Here is a 16524-nt window from a genome sequence, read left to right on the forward strand (position 1 = left end):
TTATGCTCCGCAGACAGTCCTGGATGGCTGCCAGATTCGGGCAGGCATCTGATGTAGGGTATCGGGTTATACAACGCCACGGCGACTGCTCGCTGCCGATAAGGTAATTTTGCACACGGGTTGGCAAAAGAAAATTGCTGTAATGGGCGTTTCAATACGAAACGTAGCAACATAATAATGTTCCGTATTGGAACGTCATGGTGCATAAAACAGCGAAAATGAGAGGTTGGGCCGTATTTGGCCGGGAAGCTGATTCACGGGTGTTTATGGAAAACAAACCACCTGCAGAGCAGGTGGTTTGTAGGCATGGTCGATTTCGGCGTTAGCCCGGATAAATTCCGCGATCTTTACGTGCCAGCAGAATGCGTTCGCAGGCAACAATGTAGGCTGCCGTACGCAGTGAGCAGGATTTCTCTGCCGCTTTTTCCCACACGTGTACCATCGCATCGGTCATGATTTTGTCCATGCGATTGTTAATCTCTTCTTCGCTCCAGAAGAAGCTAGCCATGTCCTGAACCCATTCGAAGTAGCTGACGGTAACGCCGCCGGCGTTACAAACAACGTCTGGGACAACCACGATACCGCGGCTTGCCAGAACGTCGTCGGCGTCCGGATAGGTTGGGCCGTTAGCGCCTTCGAGTACCAGTTTACAGGTCAGCGTTTCCGCGCGGTGACGGGTGATCTGGCCTTCGAGCGCGGCCGGGATCAGAATATCCATCTCCAGGCTCCAGAAGGCTTCGCTGGCAATGGTTTCAGCGCCCGGGAAACCGGCAATCTGTTTGTGCTCCAGCTGCCAGGCAGACAACGCGGCCATGTCGATACCCGTTGAGTTAAACAGCGTTGCGGTGTGATCCTGAATCGCGACCACGCGTGCTCCTGCTGCCGCGAACAGGCGGGCGGCTTCGCTGCCGACGTTACCAAAACCTTGCACCGCTACGCGAGCGCCTTCAACGTCGATGTTGGCACGACGCGCCACTTCCAGACCGCTGACGAAAACACCACGACCGGTGGCTTTATCACGGCCTAACGAGCCGCCGAGGTGAATAGGTTTACCGGTGACCACGCTGGTCACGGTGGTGCCGTGGTTCATGGAGTAGGTATCCATCATCCAGGCCATTACTTTTCCGTTAGTCCCCACATCCGGCGCAGGAATGTCTTTCTGCGGCCCGATGATAATGCCGATTTCGCTGGTATAACGGCGGGTTAAACGCTCCAGTTCACCTTCGGAAAGCGAGAACGGATCGACGCGCACGCCACCTTTCGCACCGCCGTACGGCAGGTTCAACGCTGCGCATTTGATGGTCATCCATGCGGACAGGGCCATCACTTCATTAAGATCAACATCAGGATGATAACGCACACCGCCTTTGCCCGGCCCGCGGGAGAGGTTATGTTGCACGCGATACCCTTCAAAATGACGGATAGTACCGTCATCCATCTGCACCGGGATATCGACAATCAGCGCGCGTTTTGGGTGGCGCAGGGTATCCACCCAATGGGAAAGTTCGCCCAGGTAAGGGGCCACACGCTCGATTTGTTGCAGGTAGGTATTCCAGGCAGATGTGCTGCTATCTGAAGCGTAAGATAACTTATCCATGATAAACCTTAGTTATAAAAGTAATATGTTCTTAATTTGGCCGTGGTATACAGTGAATCACACCATATGAACCTAAATTTAACATTTATTTCATGGAATGGCCTGTCCGGCTAACACGGTTTATCGGCATGAAGCGTGTGGGTTTTAGCTGAGAAGTGAATAGTTATTCTTTGATTGTGCAGATATTTCGGTTATTTTGCTGACTGGATAATTTAATATGCATGATTTATAAAAATCGCAATTTGTCAGATTTATGACGCACCTCTAAAAGTAAATAATATGATAATAAAATGTATTTGCTTTATTGCGATTAAGCTGAGGTCAGTAGGTCACGGCGATGGTAACGGTATCAGCATAGTTGTCAGGCGTGTAGTTCGCGCTGGGAACGGTGGCGTAAACCGGGTAGGTGGTGGTGGTTCCCGTACCGTTGCCCGCGACAGTATTGAGCGATGAATTGCCCCAAACCGTACCGGACGGCCCCGGCGTCGAGCTAAGCTGGTAGGGGACCTTGTCCGTATTTGACCCCGTGCCGGACATCACGCCGCTGCCTGCCGTATTGCCGTTAGAGGGCTGAAGTCCGATGGTGTAAGGCGTGTTATTGGAACATGCTACGCCCACGGTATTTGAAGCCGTTAGGTTACGCCCGGTCGCCCCGGCTGGCGCAAAGCTAATATTGGTTGCAGAGGTGATATTGCACTGTTTGCTGACCGTCGCCGATACGGTGAAGGGAAGCCTGGCGGCAACGGTATCGCCACAGGTGGTCGGCGGGAAAAGCAATCCAGGATTGAGGGTGACAAGGGCTGTCGCCGCCGTATAGCTATCCTGATAGCTTCCGGGGACGGCTGAAGTTTGTGGCGTGACAATCTGCGCTGATACCGTGAGTGAGCCCGTCACTGGCGTCAGGTTCAGCAGGTTAAGCTGTACCATTGGAAAAGTTGTTCCCGACTGATACTGACTCCCCCAGACTTTGGTGTGTCCGGCATCCTGGTAAAGCTGGTATGCCAGCGTTCTGGCAGGTGTTCCGTTTAATGACATATTTCGAGGTGTCACCTGGCCACTGACGGCTGAGGAGCCAATATTAAAACAGAGGTTGATCCCTGCCAGCACGTCGCCAAGCTCTTTGGTGCAGGTGTAGTTGAACGTCATTGATGACGTTGTGCCTGTCGCAGACAGCGGATTGACTGAGCCCAAATTTATGGGTTGCACATTGCTCACCGAACAGGTTACGGCATGGCTAATCGCCGGACAAAAGAGTACGGCTGCGATGAGTAACAGATGCCTTAACCTCATGAGCGCACTCCTGTTAGTGTGGCCGGCAAACCAGTGGACCTATTTGCACAATCCCCTTTGCGGAAGTGGGATAGTCAAATTGCACGCGACAACTGCCGGCGTCTGTCTCAACGCGTAGCGCGTTGTGCTGTTCCAGCATGTCGAACCAGGTCATCCCATCAAAACCAACGACAGACGATTGTCCTGCTCCGCTGATGGCGTATGCCATGCTGCCTTCGGGAATGGGTTTACCCTGATTGTCGACGAGGATGACCTGCGCAGCGCGTACCGGGGTAATGCCAAAGCTAACCAGTGTACCGGAACGATCGGCAGGCGTTGCATTCGCCTCAACGCGCGCGATCCGCATATTGGCGGGGAGATCCATTGGGTCAATACTGATCAGGTTTTTTTGATAACTGTTCAGTGGCGTGACCAGCAATAGCCCCTGGTCGTCGCTGCGACCAATCAGGTTATTTTGTAATTTAATCGGGACGTCAGGAACGCCGTCAGTGGATACGACGGCAAAGCCATTGTTGATTTCACGTGCTGCAAACAGGCCGCCTCCCATGGTAACAAGCGATCCGGTGGCGCCTGCGTAGCCGTAGTGGTTATCCGGTAAACGGCTGAATCCCGCGTACGCTTTACCATAACGCCCCAGATATCCCACTTCTCCCTGACCGCTTTGCCGGGAAGCCTGCTGACTGGCGGCCAGATTCCAGCCCCAGCCGCCGTCGGCAGGAGGCGTCAGGCTGGCGTTGAGCTGGTAGCCGGTTTCATCATTGGTGCGTTGTAGGGTGCTGCTGGCACTGAGATTGTTATCAGTGGTCATTGTCACCATCAGATAGAGACTGCGATCGCGGTTATCGTCGATGTTTTGGTTGAATCCGGCATTCAGTGAAATGTTGTCGGTAATCGATTTGAACCAGCTGGCGTTGGCGTAGCGCACCGCATTTTCGTGCGGATAACGAAACTGCAGGTAACTCAGGCTGACATTACCGGCAGCTTCCAGCGAATAGCCAATGACCGTATTGCTGTTAAGCGTCGGTGGCGGCTCGCCATAATGGGTGGCGACATCGCGATAATCGCCGGAAGTGGCTGTCGTACTGGTACTGAAATTAAACCGTTCGCCGGACCAACGATAACCAAAACTGTACAGAAAACCGTTCTTTCCTGCGTCGGTACTTGCGGCAATTGAGGTCGAAAACGTGCCGCTGCGGGTGCCTGGGATCCAGTCGTTACTGAAGCCTGCGTTAATCAGTCCATCGCTGGTTTCAGCGTGAGTCCCGGCGGTGAACGTATTGCTAAACCCACGACGCCATGTACCGCTCAGTACCAGTGCGCTGGCATAATCAAAAGAGGAGTAACCATAGTTTTCGCGTACCGTACCCAGTTCTGCAGACCAGGCAGTTAATCCTTCCCGCAGGAGTTGCTGATCGTTGTAGAACGAAAAATTTTGTATGCTCGTTCTGCCCAGCGCATCCGTCATCATTACCTGACCCGTTCCCGCGCCGCTGATGTTCGGCATTGTGTTGATCTGAAAGCTACCCGCGGGGACTTCTCCGTTGTAGTACCTGACGCCGTCGACGTACAGCTCAACGTTTGACGGCAACGTCGCGGAGCCAAGATATGCAGGGAGCGGGGTGGTTGGCATATAGGGCCGCAAACCAAAATCGGTTCCTATCTGAATGCCGCCGATACGCGTCGGCCGGGACCAGATAAGTGAACTGGTCAGGGTATCGCCAACGGTTACCGCCAGCATCGTTTCGGGAAATGACGTACGCCAGCTGGTATCGAGTCGCTCAACGCTGTTATCCGCATTTTCCTCGGTGGAATACTGCGTCAACTGGGTGGTGCTGAGCACGCCTGCAGCATTGAAAGCGCGGAGTTCGCTGAAGGTATTTATTGCGCTTTCATCCCCCTGTTGGGTATAGATATCGTAATTGAGCAGCGCTCCGCGTGATGTTGTCGCCGTCGGCGCGGTCTCCACGGGGGAGTTAAGCTGCGTGGTCGCAAGATCGAGTGAACTGAGTGGCGCAGTAAGCGAAAGCGTTTGCAACTGAACGTTATAGTCAATGGTTAGCTCGGGGATATCGTTCAGGCAGACGGCGTGAGTGGCGTCAGGCGCAAAGTGAAAGCCCATTTTTCGCAGGGTATCTGCCCCTGCATAGAGCTTTCCATTATCGTAACCCAAATGCACCAGCCCAACGGGATTCCCATTTAAGGTGACGTCGAGATACAAATTGACCCCCACGAGCTGCGCTGCGCCATTAATAACACCATCTTCGTTCTGGTTATTATTCAGCGTTTGTGCGCAAACCATTCCCGATATTAATACTCCATTGAGAAAGCAATATTTCACCAGAAGCCAGGATCTGTTACAGATCTTGTACTGTTTTTTGGCCATTGATTGTGACTTCAACTTTCCCGCCATCATGAGTATTACTGGCCGACGGAGAGACTATCCAGCGCATCGTTGAGCCGGGTAAAACGTAGCCTAACAGTCCGGGCGTAATAACTTTTTTAGCACCGTCAGGGCTTATAAATGTTGCAGCAGATAATTGTGCATGCCCATTTCCCTGGTTACTCACTTCAATAAATTTTTTGCCATCAAGCTGTTGTAATTTCCATTGCAATTTAGCCTGCGTTTGCGCCGCTGATGTTGGTTGAATGAAAACGGGGACGGAATAATGCAGCACAAACTGAAGCTTATTTTTTTCTACTTTTGCAGGCGGTAACTCATCTATCGATAACCGATAAGCGTCTTCAGCATGTGCCGAAGGTGGGCCGGTCCGAATAACGCGAATCAACTGACGTTCTCCGGGGGCTAATGCCAGCATCGGCGGGCTAATGACCAGCCCCTGAGAGGGGGTAAGTTTGTCGCCGTAAGCGCTCTGGCTCCAGCGAAAAACCCGAACCTGGGCATTGAGCACATTTTCACCCGCATTACTAAGCCAGATACCATCGGCATTTTGCGTCGCGAGCAAAGTTAATGTGACCGGGGCGATTTGCAGTCCGCTGGCGGCAGCAGGGTTGAGGCTCGCAACCATCCCTAACAGGCATGCGCAGGCACACTGCTGAACAGGCAGTTTTACTCTCATGTGGCTTCCTGAAGTTAGTAGTTAACGTTAACCGTTACCGTGTCGGCATAGTCGTCAGGAGTGAAGTTGGCGCTCGGTGCGGTGGCATAAACAGTAAACGTTTGCACCAGCCCGGTCCCCGTCGCCGCTACGCCGTTTCCAGGCGCGGTGTCGGTGGCGGTGTTCCCCCACACTGGACCTGTTGCTGATGTTCGATTTAGCTGGTAGGGCACTTTATCGGTATTAGTGGCAGCGTTAGCCACGGAGGACATGGCGCCTGAGCCCGTCGTCGTCCCCCCATTGGCGGCCGACGGCGCCAGGCCGATAAAATAGGGCGTGGTTTTTGAGCAATTAATCGAAATCGTGTTGCTTGCATTGGTATTTGTTGCCGTGGTATTCACCGGTCCAAGCGTGATATTTGAAGCCGAACCGGCAGTCACGGTACAGGCCTTTTGAATCGTCATCAGTACCTGAAATGTTCCGTTAACGGTTGCTGCATTTGCCACGGGAATAATGGAAAAGGCGCAGCAACAAAGAATTAAGCGTTTGTCTAAGACTAGAGCCATATCCTTTACCTTTTTCAAATAACCACATTTATTACTTTAGAAAAACAATAATGTGGTACAGGAAGACATGGTTTAACCCTAGAATAAGTATTAGGCGTGCGCCAGTTGATCTAATAAATTTTACTTAGGAAAAAGGTGATGTCGTTTGCAAAAAAATAATACCCACGGGTGAGTATATTGTTTTGTTTTTATGCTACTGCGGGTATTAAGTCAGGCGGGTAGGGAACACAGATTCATTGGATGGCATTCAAAATAACCACCCAAAAAATGAGAATTAGTAAGATTTATCTTACTCAGCTCATTACTGCGATACATGTTGGTTACGGGCTGTGAAAAATGACTTTATAACCTTGTTCGTTCCAGTGTTGTAGAAGTTCATTTTGTCTGCGGGTTGGCGTGATACCAGTCCAGACAAAAAGCGTTTGCCCGGGGAAGAGTTCAGGTCTTGGCGATTCAATGGGTTCAGCAAGCACGGCAATATGCCAGCCCGATTGCGATAAACGCCAGGCTTCGAGCCATAAACGGGTTCGGTCTTCAACATCCCAGGCCATCAGGATGGCATCTTTCCCTGATTTGCGGCGCGTTTCAGACAGCAGGGTGGCTACATATTCAATCAATGCGCCATCAAGCATACTGTTCATGATGCGGGATGTATTATGGTCAAGTATCAACCGCTGACGCACGGGAAGATAAACGCGATCAATCAACGCATCTACGGGGTAGGCGCGACCGAGTGCGATAATTTTGGCTCGCAGCTTCGGGGGATACGCCATACGAAGAATGCCCATCATCTCTTCTTGCAATTGATTCCAGTCGTCGTCAGTTTCACGGGTACTGGTTTCCAGCAATGCTTTAACTTTGCCAACGGGTGTGCCACTGCTAATCCAACGTTTTATTTCTTCAATACGTTGAATATCCTCTTCATCAAAGAGTCGGTGGCCACCTTCGCTGCGTTGAGGTTTGAGTAAACCGTAACGTCGTTGCCATGCCCGAAGGGTGACAGGATTTATCCCGCAACGTTCTGCGACATCCCCAATGCTGTAATAAGCCATAATTCCCCCAGACACTCCTGATTCTCCGTCACCGATATGCGGTTCCTGCTACTTTGTACAACATGCATCAAATTGTACAAAACATACATAGGATTCTAGCAAAATTAAGATTTACTTTACTATCACGTAGGGAGTAAATGCTGAATTTTTATGTTCAGCATAAAAGAGGTGGCGGGATTATTGTGTAATAACAATAGGTTAATTATTATAACGTTGAGAAATCATTTTTTCTCTGGCCACGCGACAGACGGAGTACCATTCAGACAGGCTTTTGCAAAAAGGTTACCCTGGAAGATCTCAATACCCGCGGATTCAAGCCACATCCACTCTTCAGGTTTTTCGACGCCGACCGCAGAAATCATTATCTCCAGTGAAGCGCAGCATTTGATTATGGCCTGAATGATGGCCTGCCGTGGTCCACTTTTATGCACATCAGTGATGAGTTCGCGGCTTATCTTAATTCGGTCCGGTTGAAAGCGAGACAAAAGCTGAAGCCCGGCAAAACCTGCCCCGAAATGATCTATCGCCACACATATACCCGCTGCCTTGAGTGATTTCACGGCCTGCGCGAACGTATCAAAACGCGAAATAACTTCACTTTCGGTAAACTCTACAATGATTTGTTCAGGCACCAGTCCATGCGCCGCGATTTCGTTTATAAGAAAGCTGACTGCATCGGGTCTGTTTACCAGGGTCATGGGTAACAGATTAACCGACAGCATTTTGTGATTAAGACCCAGTGCGCTTGCCATTGCAAATGCAGTCTTTTTGCTCTGCAGATCAGCGGTATACACATCTTCAGGTTTGAATTTGTCAAAATATGTTGCGGGCGTTTCACCGTCTTTACCGCGAATAAGGGCTTCCAGCGCAATGACGCGCTGTGACATAGGATCGATAATTGGTTGAAAAGCAAAGCTGAAATCTGTATCTGACGGGAGTGTGCTTTCATCCAGGATGGTACAGGTATTGTCGGTTATAAAACTCCAGTAATCAGGCGCAGGTATTTCAAAATAGCTCGATTTTTCCGTGGCGAGGACAAATGTGCGGAAAAACTGTAATGCTCTGTCATCATACGTGAGCTGAAATTTGGACGTACCCTTATTGAGTACAGCTTGCAGGACGTCATTCCGTTCATGTTTTTGTAAATCAAATAACTCCATCCCTACATTTCCGAATCTTCTCGCAGGTGCGTAATCACACATCAGTTCAACGATATTGTGGTGCCGGGGGTCGTTACAAATACAACGATAGATCTCTTTTACCTGCTCCTCTGGGCCTTCAAGCAGTTGGAAAAAGTGATGGCCGTTAAAGAGTAAGATCCCCGTAACATCTGATCGCCTGTTTTTGATATTTGCGGCTGTCACCATATCCTCAAGCGCTTTGAGAGGGGCGTCTTCACGTAGATGGCTACGGTAAATAATGGTCGTGAGCATGGACAGTCCGGGATCAAGGAAGGAGAAGAGGTCTGGTCAGTATCAGACAAACCAGGTTACGCCCTGATTTTAATACATAATTCTAACTTTGTCTTTACAAGTAATCGGGGCTAATACAGATCAATTATCATTGATAATACAAAGTGATTTGTACAAAGAAATTGAATTTCATGGAGAACTTAACCATCGTAACAGCATGATTTAATTAGTTTAGCATTTTTTGCTAAAAATTAGCGTGCTATGTTGTACACATTTTCGGTACAGCTTTGCTACTGTTATAAAACTTAATATTCACCAGCATTTTGTTACAGGAGCACTCCATGCAGCAGCATACTGTTCGCACTGATTCTGCAAGCGCGATTTCTCGTTACTTTGCTAAAGCGCATCTGCCAACCCAACAGGAAACGTTGGGCGAAATCGTGACTGAGATACTAAAAGATGGGCGCAATCTCAGTCGCAAATCACTGTGTACCAAACTTCTGCACCGTCTTGAAAATGCATCAGGTGAGAATGAACAGAAACATTACAATGCGTTAATCGGCCTGCTTTTCGAATAAAATAAAGCCCTACTATGATAATGGGTAAGTAGTGAAGGAGTTATGAAGAAACCTGACAGTGAACGCTTGAAACATGAAATTACAGGTTTGGCTGTGCTAGAAATTTTGCGAATGCATACAGACGTTTCGTTAGCTGCACTGATTAAGCAATTGCGGCTTATGCATGCCAGTGAAATGGATGGTACACGTAAACAATTAATTGACAGCGTTATCAATGATTTCACAAATGTTAATCCGGGGAAGATAAGCAGAAAACCGGAAAAAACGAGAGATGAGAGTGCTTTCAGTGCCAGCAAAAACCCTAAATTACATTAAAGATAATTCTCCAGACTATACAAGCGAGGTTACCATGCTTCATGAAATTAATGTCCACAGTGTAATGACGGATAAAGCTTTATCAAGTTACTTCCATAATGCAGGTGAACTATTAGCAGATGAGTCAGTGGTATTGGGGCAGGCGGTAACAAATGTAATTCTGGCAGGTGATAATGTTAATAATAAAAATATCATTTTAAGCCTGATTAGTTCGCTGGAGTCAACAACTGACGTTGTCAAGGCAGACATTATCAGAAAAACCCTGGAAATAGTGTTACGTTATACGGCTGATGACGTCTAATGAGATAACACATTAATATAAATACACAGCACAATTATTGTATGATGTAAGTTCTGTCGCTTCGCTTTTTGGATTAAGACTATACATAGCATCCTCTTATTTTTATGACTGCATATTATGGAGTTGATATGGCTAATTCAATTCCGGAAGATTTTATTTTCCGCTGCGCTTTGTATAAGGATATAGAGCGTAATGTCATGTTAAAACAGGGTTGTATCAGTAATGATGTTCTTATTCAGGCATTCAGCACGCAGTTGAAGAATGAGAAGAATGTGATACTGACCGATCTCTATTCACAGATTCTGGCACATCTTCAACTCGATAAAACTTCGCAGCCCGGTGAGGTCAATGGTGATTTTTCGTTGAGGTCATAATGATGAACATCGTGCAGGAACATGCTGGAAACGCAGTTTTATGGATTGATGATATCTATATCAGGCAAGGGTTAAAGAATATCCTTGCAGATATCGTTTTTGAAGATGACAAGGCGCGACTTGTTTTCTTCACCGCTAATCACTTTGACGCGGTAAAAAAGCAAAATTACGATCTGAATACGTATCGTCTGGTGCTGCTGATTGATGGCCATCTGTATCAGTATCTCAATGACATCTCACTTTACAGACTGCCAGTAGATAGCGATGTTGCCTCAATCAAGCAATTTATTATTGATATTACTCGTGCTGGTGGTAAGCACGAGCATCAATCGGAACTCAATATCTCCTTGACTGCGCGAGATAAATATATTTTAACGCAGCTAGGGGAGGGGCGAACTGTTTTTGAGATATCTGCCATGTTAAATCTACACTTAAAAACCATTTACCAGGCCAGGCAGAATCTGATCAAGAAACTTGGTTGCTCAGGGCTGATTGATTTTCAGGGAATACTGCAAGCGCAAATATTCCGGAACTGGCTGAAGCATGCCTGATCATCGATACGCTAAACTTACCTTCAGCGATTTGTGTACGTTTAAATCAATCGCTCGGGTTATCTCATCGATGATGTCTTCTGTTCTGAAAATAAATTAACGCGCATTATAAGAGGGCGATGATACAGCCTTGTCGGGATGCTTATGATTTATTTATAGATTTCAGCAACCCCGTGCGGTTCAGCTCGTTAATAATGCACTCAGGTTCTTCACACAGAGGCATATTGTCTATATCTAAAATGCCATCATTTTTTTGTGGATCATCAGCCTGCAGGTCTGCAAACAGTGGAGTAAGATCCGGCTGTGCTTCGCCTCGTTCGGCCACCAGCTCAAACGTTTTATTTTTTGCCGCCTCGTTAGTCAGGGCACTGACCAGAACCTGGGCGATTTGCTGCCTTGATATCACACCATCTTCTGGTGTTCCTGCATGGCGACGATCCCCCTGGAGCAAAACGATTCTGTGTTCATCATCATTGTTGTAATCAAACCAGCCGGGTCTGACGATGGTATAGGGGTGACCACTCGCTCTGACCAGACGTTCGGCACGTCTTTTCCAGTCATGAACCTCAGTGCGTTGATTCCAGGTACTGAGTCGTTCAGTCACGCCAATCGTGGTCATTAAACCGATGCGTACAGGTGTATCCCTGAAGAGTCGTAAAGTGTTACGCACACCGCCGTAATCTATCGCTCTGGCGCCAATACGCCCCTGGCCATCGGAACCGAGCGTGAAGATGATGGCATCAATATCTTTCGGCAAATCGGTAAGTGTTTCAGGCATTGAAACATCGCCGTAAAAAACATCCGTTCCACGCGGAAGTAATTTTACTTTCCGTTTATTTCTGACCAGCGCCACGGGCTGATGACCCATTTCGATAGCGGTATTCACGACATGAAGACCAATACTTCCGGTCGCGCCTGCAATGAGTATTTTCATGATAAACCTTATGATAATTCAGACTTATTTTCTCTACAGCCAGAATATCAATTATCATTATTGTCAGTAATAGGGCTAAAATGATTGTGTCTATGAACACCCTTCATGAGTGCGCGATGAAGGGAATGCCACCATAAGGAAATCGCCGATGCTTAAAGAAAACTTCAACGAACTGCAAATCTTTCTGGTGGTGGCAAGGGAGCGAAGTTTTACCAAAGCAGCGGGCAAACTGGGTGTATCTCAGTCTGCACTCAGCCATGCGATGAAGGCGCTGGAGGAAAGGCTCAATATCCGCCTTCTGACCCGTACGACCCGAAGCGTTGCCCCTACGGAAGCCGGTGAGAGAATTATTGCCTGCCTTGAACCGCGTATTGCCGATCTTGAACAGGAGCTGGAATCGCTGGTTCAACTGAACGGCACTGCCTCCGGCAATATCCGCTTATCTGCTGGGGAGCATGCCGCGCGAAGTCTGGTATGGCCAAAGTTAAAACCTTTCCTCAAAGAATATCCGGAAATTAATCTCGAACTGGTGGTTGATAACGGCTTTGTCGATATTGTTGAGGGCCGTTTTGATGCCGGGATCCGCCTGGGCGAAAGCGTGGATAAGGATATGGTTGCTGTAAGAATTGGCCCGGACATGCGCATGGCCGTGGTGGGAGCACCGTCTTACTTCGCGGCAAACCCTGCACCTGAAACGCCGCACGAGCTACAAAATCATCGGTGCATCAATATGCGCCTGCCGACTGCCGGTGGGCTTTATCACTGGGAGTTTGAGAAGGAAGGGAAACCGTTACGGGTCAGAGTGGAAGGGCAGGTAACGTTTAACCAGCAGGCAGAAAGGATTGATGCTGCTTTATCCGGTTTTGGCATTGCCTGTATGCCTGAAGACAGGGTGCAGGATTATATAAAGTCAGGAGAGCTTATTCAGGTTCTGCAGGACTGGTGCCCATCTTTTCCCGGCTATTATCTCTACTACCCGAGCCGTAAGCAGCACCCGCCCGCATTTGCGCTGATGATCGATGCACTTCGCTACGCCCAATAACGGGTCCGTAGACCCGTTCGGGTATTAACGGCCTACGCGGGCCAGGTGCTCAGGAGAGTAACGTTCACCGACGATGTTAATCGTTTCCAGCGCCTGGGTTATCTGCTGCGTATCCTTCTGCGAAAGAATGATGTCGGCAGCCCCCAGGTTTTCCTCCAGCCGGTGCAGTTTGGTGGTACCAGGGATAGGAACAATCCACGGCTTTTGTGCCAACAGCCATGCCAGCGCGATTTGCGCAGACGTCACACCTTTCTCTGCCGCCAGTTCACCCAGCAAGGTGACCAGCTTTTCATTGGCTTCAATCGCCTGCTCGGCGAAACGCGGCACTTGGCTTCTGTAATCATCCTTGCCAAAAGTGGTTCCTGGCTTAATCGATCCCGTCAGGAAGCCTTTGCCTAATGGGCTGAAGGGAACGAAACCAATACCCAGTTCCTCCAGTAACGGCAGGATTTCCTGCTCAGGTTCGCGCCACCACAGAGAGTATTCGCTTTGCAGCGCAGTAACCGGTTGAACAGCATGTGCACGACGAATGGTATGTGCGCCCGCTTCGGACAGACCGAAATGTTTGACTTTGCCTTCCGCTATCAGGTCTTTCACCGTTCCCGCAACATCTTCAATGGGGACATCCGGGTCGACACGGTGTTGGTACAGCAGATCAATGACATCAGTCTTAAGGCGGCGTAATGATCCTTCCACAGCTTCACGGATATGTTCAGGACGGCTGTTTAAAATCTGCTGCTTGTTGTCCGCACCGAAGGTAAAACCAAACTTGGTGGCAATAACCACACGGTCACGAAACGGTTTTAAGGCTTCGCCTACAACCTCTTCATTAAGAAAGGGGCCATACACTTCAGCGGTATCGAAGAAGGTGACGCCACGTTCAACCGCAGCGCGAATGAGCTCGATAGCCTGACGGGTATCGGTCGCCGGACCGTAGCCATGGCTTAAGCCCATGCAGCCGAGCCCAAGCGCGGATACTTCGAGTCGGGATTTACCCAGATAACGTTTTTGCATTGAATGAATACCTCTTTTATCGCGACTTAAACATCAAGTTTGCGGCCGGTCAGCCATTCCACCATCGCCGGATCGCGGTGAGAGAAGAAGGCGCTGGTTGCAGTGTCGAGCGTGGCAATCAGCAACATATCCTCAGGACTAAGTTCAAAATCGAGAATGTTAATGTTCTCTGCCATGCGTTCTTTGCGCACCGATTTCGCCAGTGAAATGATGCCTCGCTGGAAGATCCAACGCAGAACAACCTGGCCCACGCTTTTGCCGTACTTCTGACCAATTGCCGTTAACACGGGATGCTGGAACAGACCATTTTTCCCTTCAGCAAACGGAGCCCAGGCTTCCGGCTGAATGCCACGGCTTTGATTCCAAGGAACGGCATGCAGCTGCTGGTTGAAGGGGTTAACTTCAATCTGGTTTACCGCAGGGGCAACGTTGTTGAAGGCGATAAGGTCGGCCAGTCTGTCAGGATGGAAGTTGCTGACGCCAATGGCGCGAATTTTTCCTGCCTGTTGCAATTCTTCCATGGCACGCCATGCCCCATGAACATCACCGTAAGGCTGGTGAATCAGATACAGGTCGACATAATCAAGTTGCAGCCGATTCAGGGAGCGTTCGAACTGGGCTTTAGCGCCTTCGTAATGAGTATCCTGCAGCCACAGCTTGGTCGTTACAAAGAGTTCGTTACGGGCGATACCGCTTTGTTTCAGAGCGTTCCCGACCTGGGTTTCATTCTGGTAAGACGCGGCGGTATCGATCAGGCGGTATCCCGTATCGATGGCATCAATCACGGCTCTTTCGCATTCAGCGGCATCAGACATTTGAAACACACCAAAGCCCAGCAGGGGCATTTCAATACCGTTGTTCAGTTTTACAGTTTGCATGACGTTATCCTTTGGCTGTTGTCGAGGAAAAGCATAACGCAAAGTTATTTATTCGATTAGATGGGGTAATTAGCTAGGGTTTATTAGATGTGTTCATTAATTTTGTGGCGTGCTGACGGTCGGCGTTGTGCCAGATATCGTCATTCACACCCTGAGACCTTCAACAAAGGTTTGTCTGACGAACTTAGCACACAGCCTTATTTCTTGCGTGGCCGAAAATATACTCATCACTGGCATCTATTAGCGATTTATAGCTGATGGGTTCTCTATGAGCCCCGGGAATGGCTTTCCTGATTAGCAATAATCGTGGCCACCTGCATCACCTCTGCTGGTGGTCGCTGCATACTGATTTGTCTGGCCATATAACGCATATAAGGATCGACATGACTGAAAATTGCCTTGTAGCCCGCACACAGGTGATTATGCCAGCGCTCGCCCATTTTATGTATCCGGTGCTTCGGGCAACCGCCATGACAGGCAAATCGCCACTCACAGCGCATGCACTCTGAACTCACCTCTGTTTTAGCAAGCCCAAACTTGCGTTGCTGTTTGCTGGCGACCATCTTCGCCAGGCTATCCCGGCGCAGATTTCCCAACCGGTGCTCAGGGTAAACGTAATGGTCGCAACTGTAGACGTCACCGTTTTGCTCCACGACCAGACCAAAACCGCAGGAAGACTGCATTACGCACAATGATGGTTTTTCACCAAGCCAGGCCGCCAGCGCGCTATCAAACATCTGTACATACACGCGGCCAACGTCCCTGCGTATCCACAGGTCAAATACCCCCTTCATGAAGTTCCCCCATTGTTCCCCGGATACTGACCACTCCGTGACGGAACCGGCGAGTGTCTGCGGGTAGAGTAATTCACCATACTTTTCGTTAGCCGGGCGCTGCTCGACCGCCGGGATAAACTGAACAAACTCAGCCTTCAGTTCCTGGGTCAGATACGCGTAAATCTCTTGCGGATGTTCAGCTGTGACATTATTGACGACAGTCAGAACATTCACATCAACATGGTGTTTCTTCAGCAAATCCATCGCCCGCAGTACGTTGCCAAAAACAGACTGCTTACTCCGGGTCTTCCTGTAGCGGTCGTGCAACCAGGCTGGACCGTCAATCGACAGGCCGACCAGAAACTGATTTTTCGCCAGGAATGCAGCCCATGCCTCGTCAATCAGCACGCCATTGGTCTGGATGCTGTTACTGATACGCTTCTTCCCGGCATATTTGCTCTGCAACTGCATCGCCTTTTCATAGAAAGCAATACCGGCAAGCGTTGGTTCGCCTCCCTGCCAGGTAAATTCCACCTCTGGGCCAGGGTTCGCCTCAATGTACTGCCGCACATAGGCTTCAAGCGTGACATCATCCATATGCCGGGCGGGTTTACGGGGTTTCAGCGTGCTCTGTTCTTTTTCCAGATAGAAGCAGTAATCGCAGGCGATATTGCACTGATAGCTGACGGGCTTGGCCATCAAATGGAATGGTTTGCTCATGGTCGCTCCTGAATAAATCACACACGAAATTTAGTGATATTGCTCACTCTTTTATCACTGTGTTTTGA

General features: G+C 49.2%; 17 protein-coding genes. 6 read left to right on the forward strand and 11 right to left on the reverse strand.

From position 1 onward, the window contains the following. Window positions 1–322 precede the first annotated feature (322 nt). The 7 genes from KQJ19_RS00855 to KQJ19_RS00885 all read right to left on the reverse strand — a co-directional run bounded on the left by KQJ19_RS00855 (window position 323) and on the right by KQJ19_RS00885 (window position 8994). A complete protein-coding gene (locus KQJ19_RS00855) occupies window positions 323–1597 on the reverse strand; it encodes a Glu/Leu/Phe/Val dehydrogenase (protein WP_016153352.1) in 1275 nt (424 codons plus the stop codon). A 321-nt stretch (window positions 1598–1918) separates the two neighbouring features. Next, window positions 1919–2887, reverse strand: coding sequence for a spore coat protein U domain-containing protein (locus tag KQJ19_RS00860; RefSeq protein ID WP_216403234.1), 969 nt, complete (start codon window positions 2885–2887; stop codon window positions 1919–1921). 13 nt (window positions 2888–2900) lie between these two features. Continuing rightward, window positions 2901–5186 (reverse strand): fimbria/pilus outer membrane usher protein, encoded by a 2286-nt coding sequence (locus KQJ19_RS00865; protein WP_216403236.1) that lies wholly within the window; start codon window positions 5184–5186, stop codon window positions 2901–2903. Window positions 5187–5241: 55 nt separating this feature from the next. Next, window positions 5242–5964 (reverse strand): molecular chaperone, encoded by a 723-nt coding sequence (locus KQJ19_RS00870; protein WP_216403237.1) that lies wholly within the window; start codon window positions 5962–5964, stop codon window positions 5242–5244. Window positions 5965–5978: 14 nt separating this feature from the next. Next, window positions 5979–6509 (reverse strand): spore coat protein U domain-containing protein, encoded by a 531-nt coding sequence (locus KQJ19_RS00875; protein ID WP_016153348.1) that lies wholly within the window; start codon window positions 6507–6509, stop codon window positions 5979–5981. 320 nt (window positions 6510–6829) lie between these two features. After that, a complete protein-coding gene (locus tag KQJ19_RS00880; RefSeq protein ID WP_032931597.1) occupies window positions 6830–7561 on the reverse strand; it encodes a MerR family transcriptional regulator in 732 nt (243 codons plus the stop codon). Between the two features lie 221 nt (window positions 7562–7782). Then, window positions 7783–8994 carry a diguanylate phosphodiesterase gene (locus tag KQJ19_RS00885; protein ID WP_200080020.1) on the reverse strand — a complete coding sequence of 404 codons (1212 nt, stop codon included), beginning with the start codon at window positions 8992–8994 and terminating at the stop codon, window positions 7783–7785. 320 nt (window positions 8995–9314) lie between these two features. Between KQJ19_RS00885 and ycgZ the strand changes: the two genes are divergently transcribed. The 5 genes from ycgZ (at window position 9315) to KQJ19_RS00910 (ending at window position 11092) form a co-directional block, all read left to right on the forward strand. Then, on the forward strand, window positions 9315–9551 hold the full coding sequence (gene ycgZ / locus KQJ19_RS00890) for a regulatory protein YcgZ (RefSeq protein WP_016153345.1): 237 nt from the start codon (window positions 9315–9317) through the stop codon (window positions 9549–9551). Between the two features lie 42 nt (window positions 9552–9593). Beyond that, window positions 9594–9866 (forward strand): hypothetical protein, encoded by a 273-nt coding sequence (locus tag KQJ19_RS00895; protein ID WP_047502190.1) that lies wholly within the window; start codon window positions 9594–9596, stop codon window positions 9864–9866. Window positions 9867–9900: 34 nt separating this feature from the next. Then, window positions 9901–10167, forward strand: a complete 267-nt coding sequence (locus KQJ19_RS00900; protein ID WP_016153343.1) for a biofilm development regulator YmgB/AriR family protein — start codon at window positions 9901–9903, stop codon at window positions 10165–10167. Window positions 10168–10295: 128 nt separating this feature from the next. Further along, complete coding sequence (locus KQJ19_RS00905; RefSeq protein ID WP_016156767.1) at window positions 10296–10541, forward strand: hypothetical protein; 246 nt, start codon at window positions 10296–10298, stop codon at window positions 10539–10541. Next, complete coding sequence (locus tag KQJ19_RS00910) at window positions 10541–11092, forward strand: LuxR C-terminal-related transcriptional regulator (RefSeq protein ID WP_016156766.1); 552 nt, start codon at window positions 10541–10543, stop codon at window positions 11090–11092. Before KQJ19_RS00905 ends, KQJ19_RS00910 begins: the two co-directional genes overlap by 1 nt. Window positions 11093–11234: 142 nt before the next feature. Here KQJ19_RS00910 and KQJ19_RS00915 read toward each other — a convergent pair whose 3' ends face one another. Then, entirely contained in the window at window positions 11235–12026 is a 792-nt protein-coding gene (locus KQJ19_RS00915; protein ID WP_216403239.1) for an SDR family oxidoreductase, read from the reverse strand. A 148-nt stretch (window positions 12027–12174) separates the two neighbouring features. Here KQJ19_RS00915 and KQJ19_RS00920 point away from each other — a divergent pair, with 148 nt between their 5' ends. Continuing rightward, on the forward strand, window positions 12175–13068 hold the full coding sequence (locus KQJ19_RS00920; protein WP_047502196.1) for a LysR family transcriptional regulator: 894 nt from the start codon (window positions 12175–12177) through the stop codon (window positions 13066–13068). A 24-nt stretch (window positions 13069–13092) separates the two neighbouring features. On the opposite strand, the gene KQJ19_RS00925 is transcribed toward KQJ19_RS00920, so the two are convergent. From KQJ19_RS00925 to KQJ19_RS00935, 3 genes are all read right to left on the reverse strand, one after another. Next, window positions 13093–14082: an aldo/keto reductase gene (locus tag KQJ19_RS00925; protein WP_047502198.1), complete on the reverse strand. Its 990-nt coding sequence runs from the start codon at window positions 14080–14082 to the stop codon at window positions 13093–13095. A 26-nt stretch (window positions 14083–14108) separates the two neighbouring features. After that, a complete protein-coding gene (locus KQJ19_RS00930) occupies window positions 14109–14960 on the reverse strand; it encodes an aldo/keto reductase (RefSeq protein WP_047502201.1) in 852 nt (283 codons plus the stop codon). Between the two features lie 266 nt (window positions 14961–15226). After that, window positions 15227–16456, reverse strand: a complete 1230-nt coding sequence (locus tag KQJ19_RS00935; RefSeq protein ID WP_141875265.1) for an anaerobic sulfatase maturase — start codon at window positions 16454–16456, stop codon at window positions 15227–15229. Between the last annotated feature and the right edge of the window lie 68 nt (window positions 16457–16524).

Source organism: Citrobacter sp. S46_ASV_140 (assembly GCF_018919545.1).
Lineage (GTDB): Bacteria > Pseudomonadota > Gammaproteobacteria > Enterobacterales > Enterobacteriaceae > Citrobacter > Citrobacter braakii.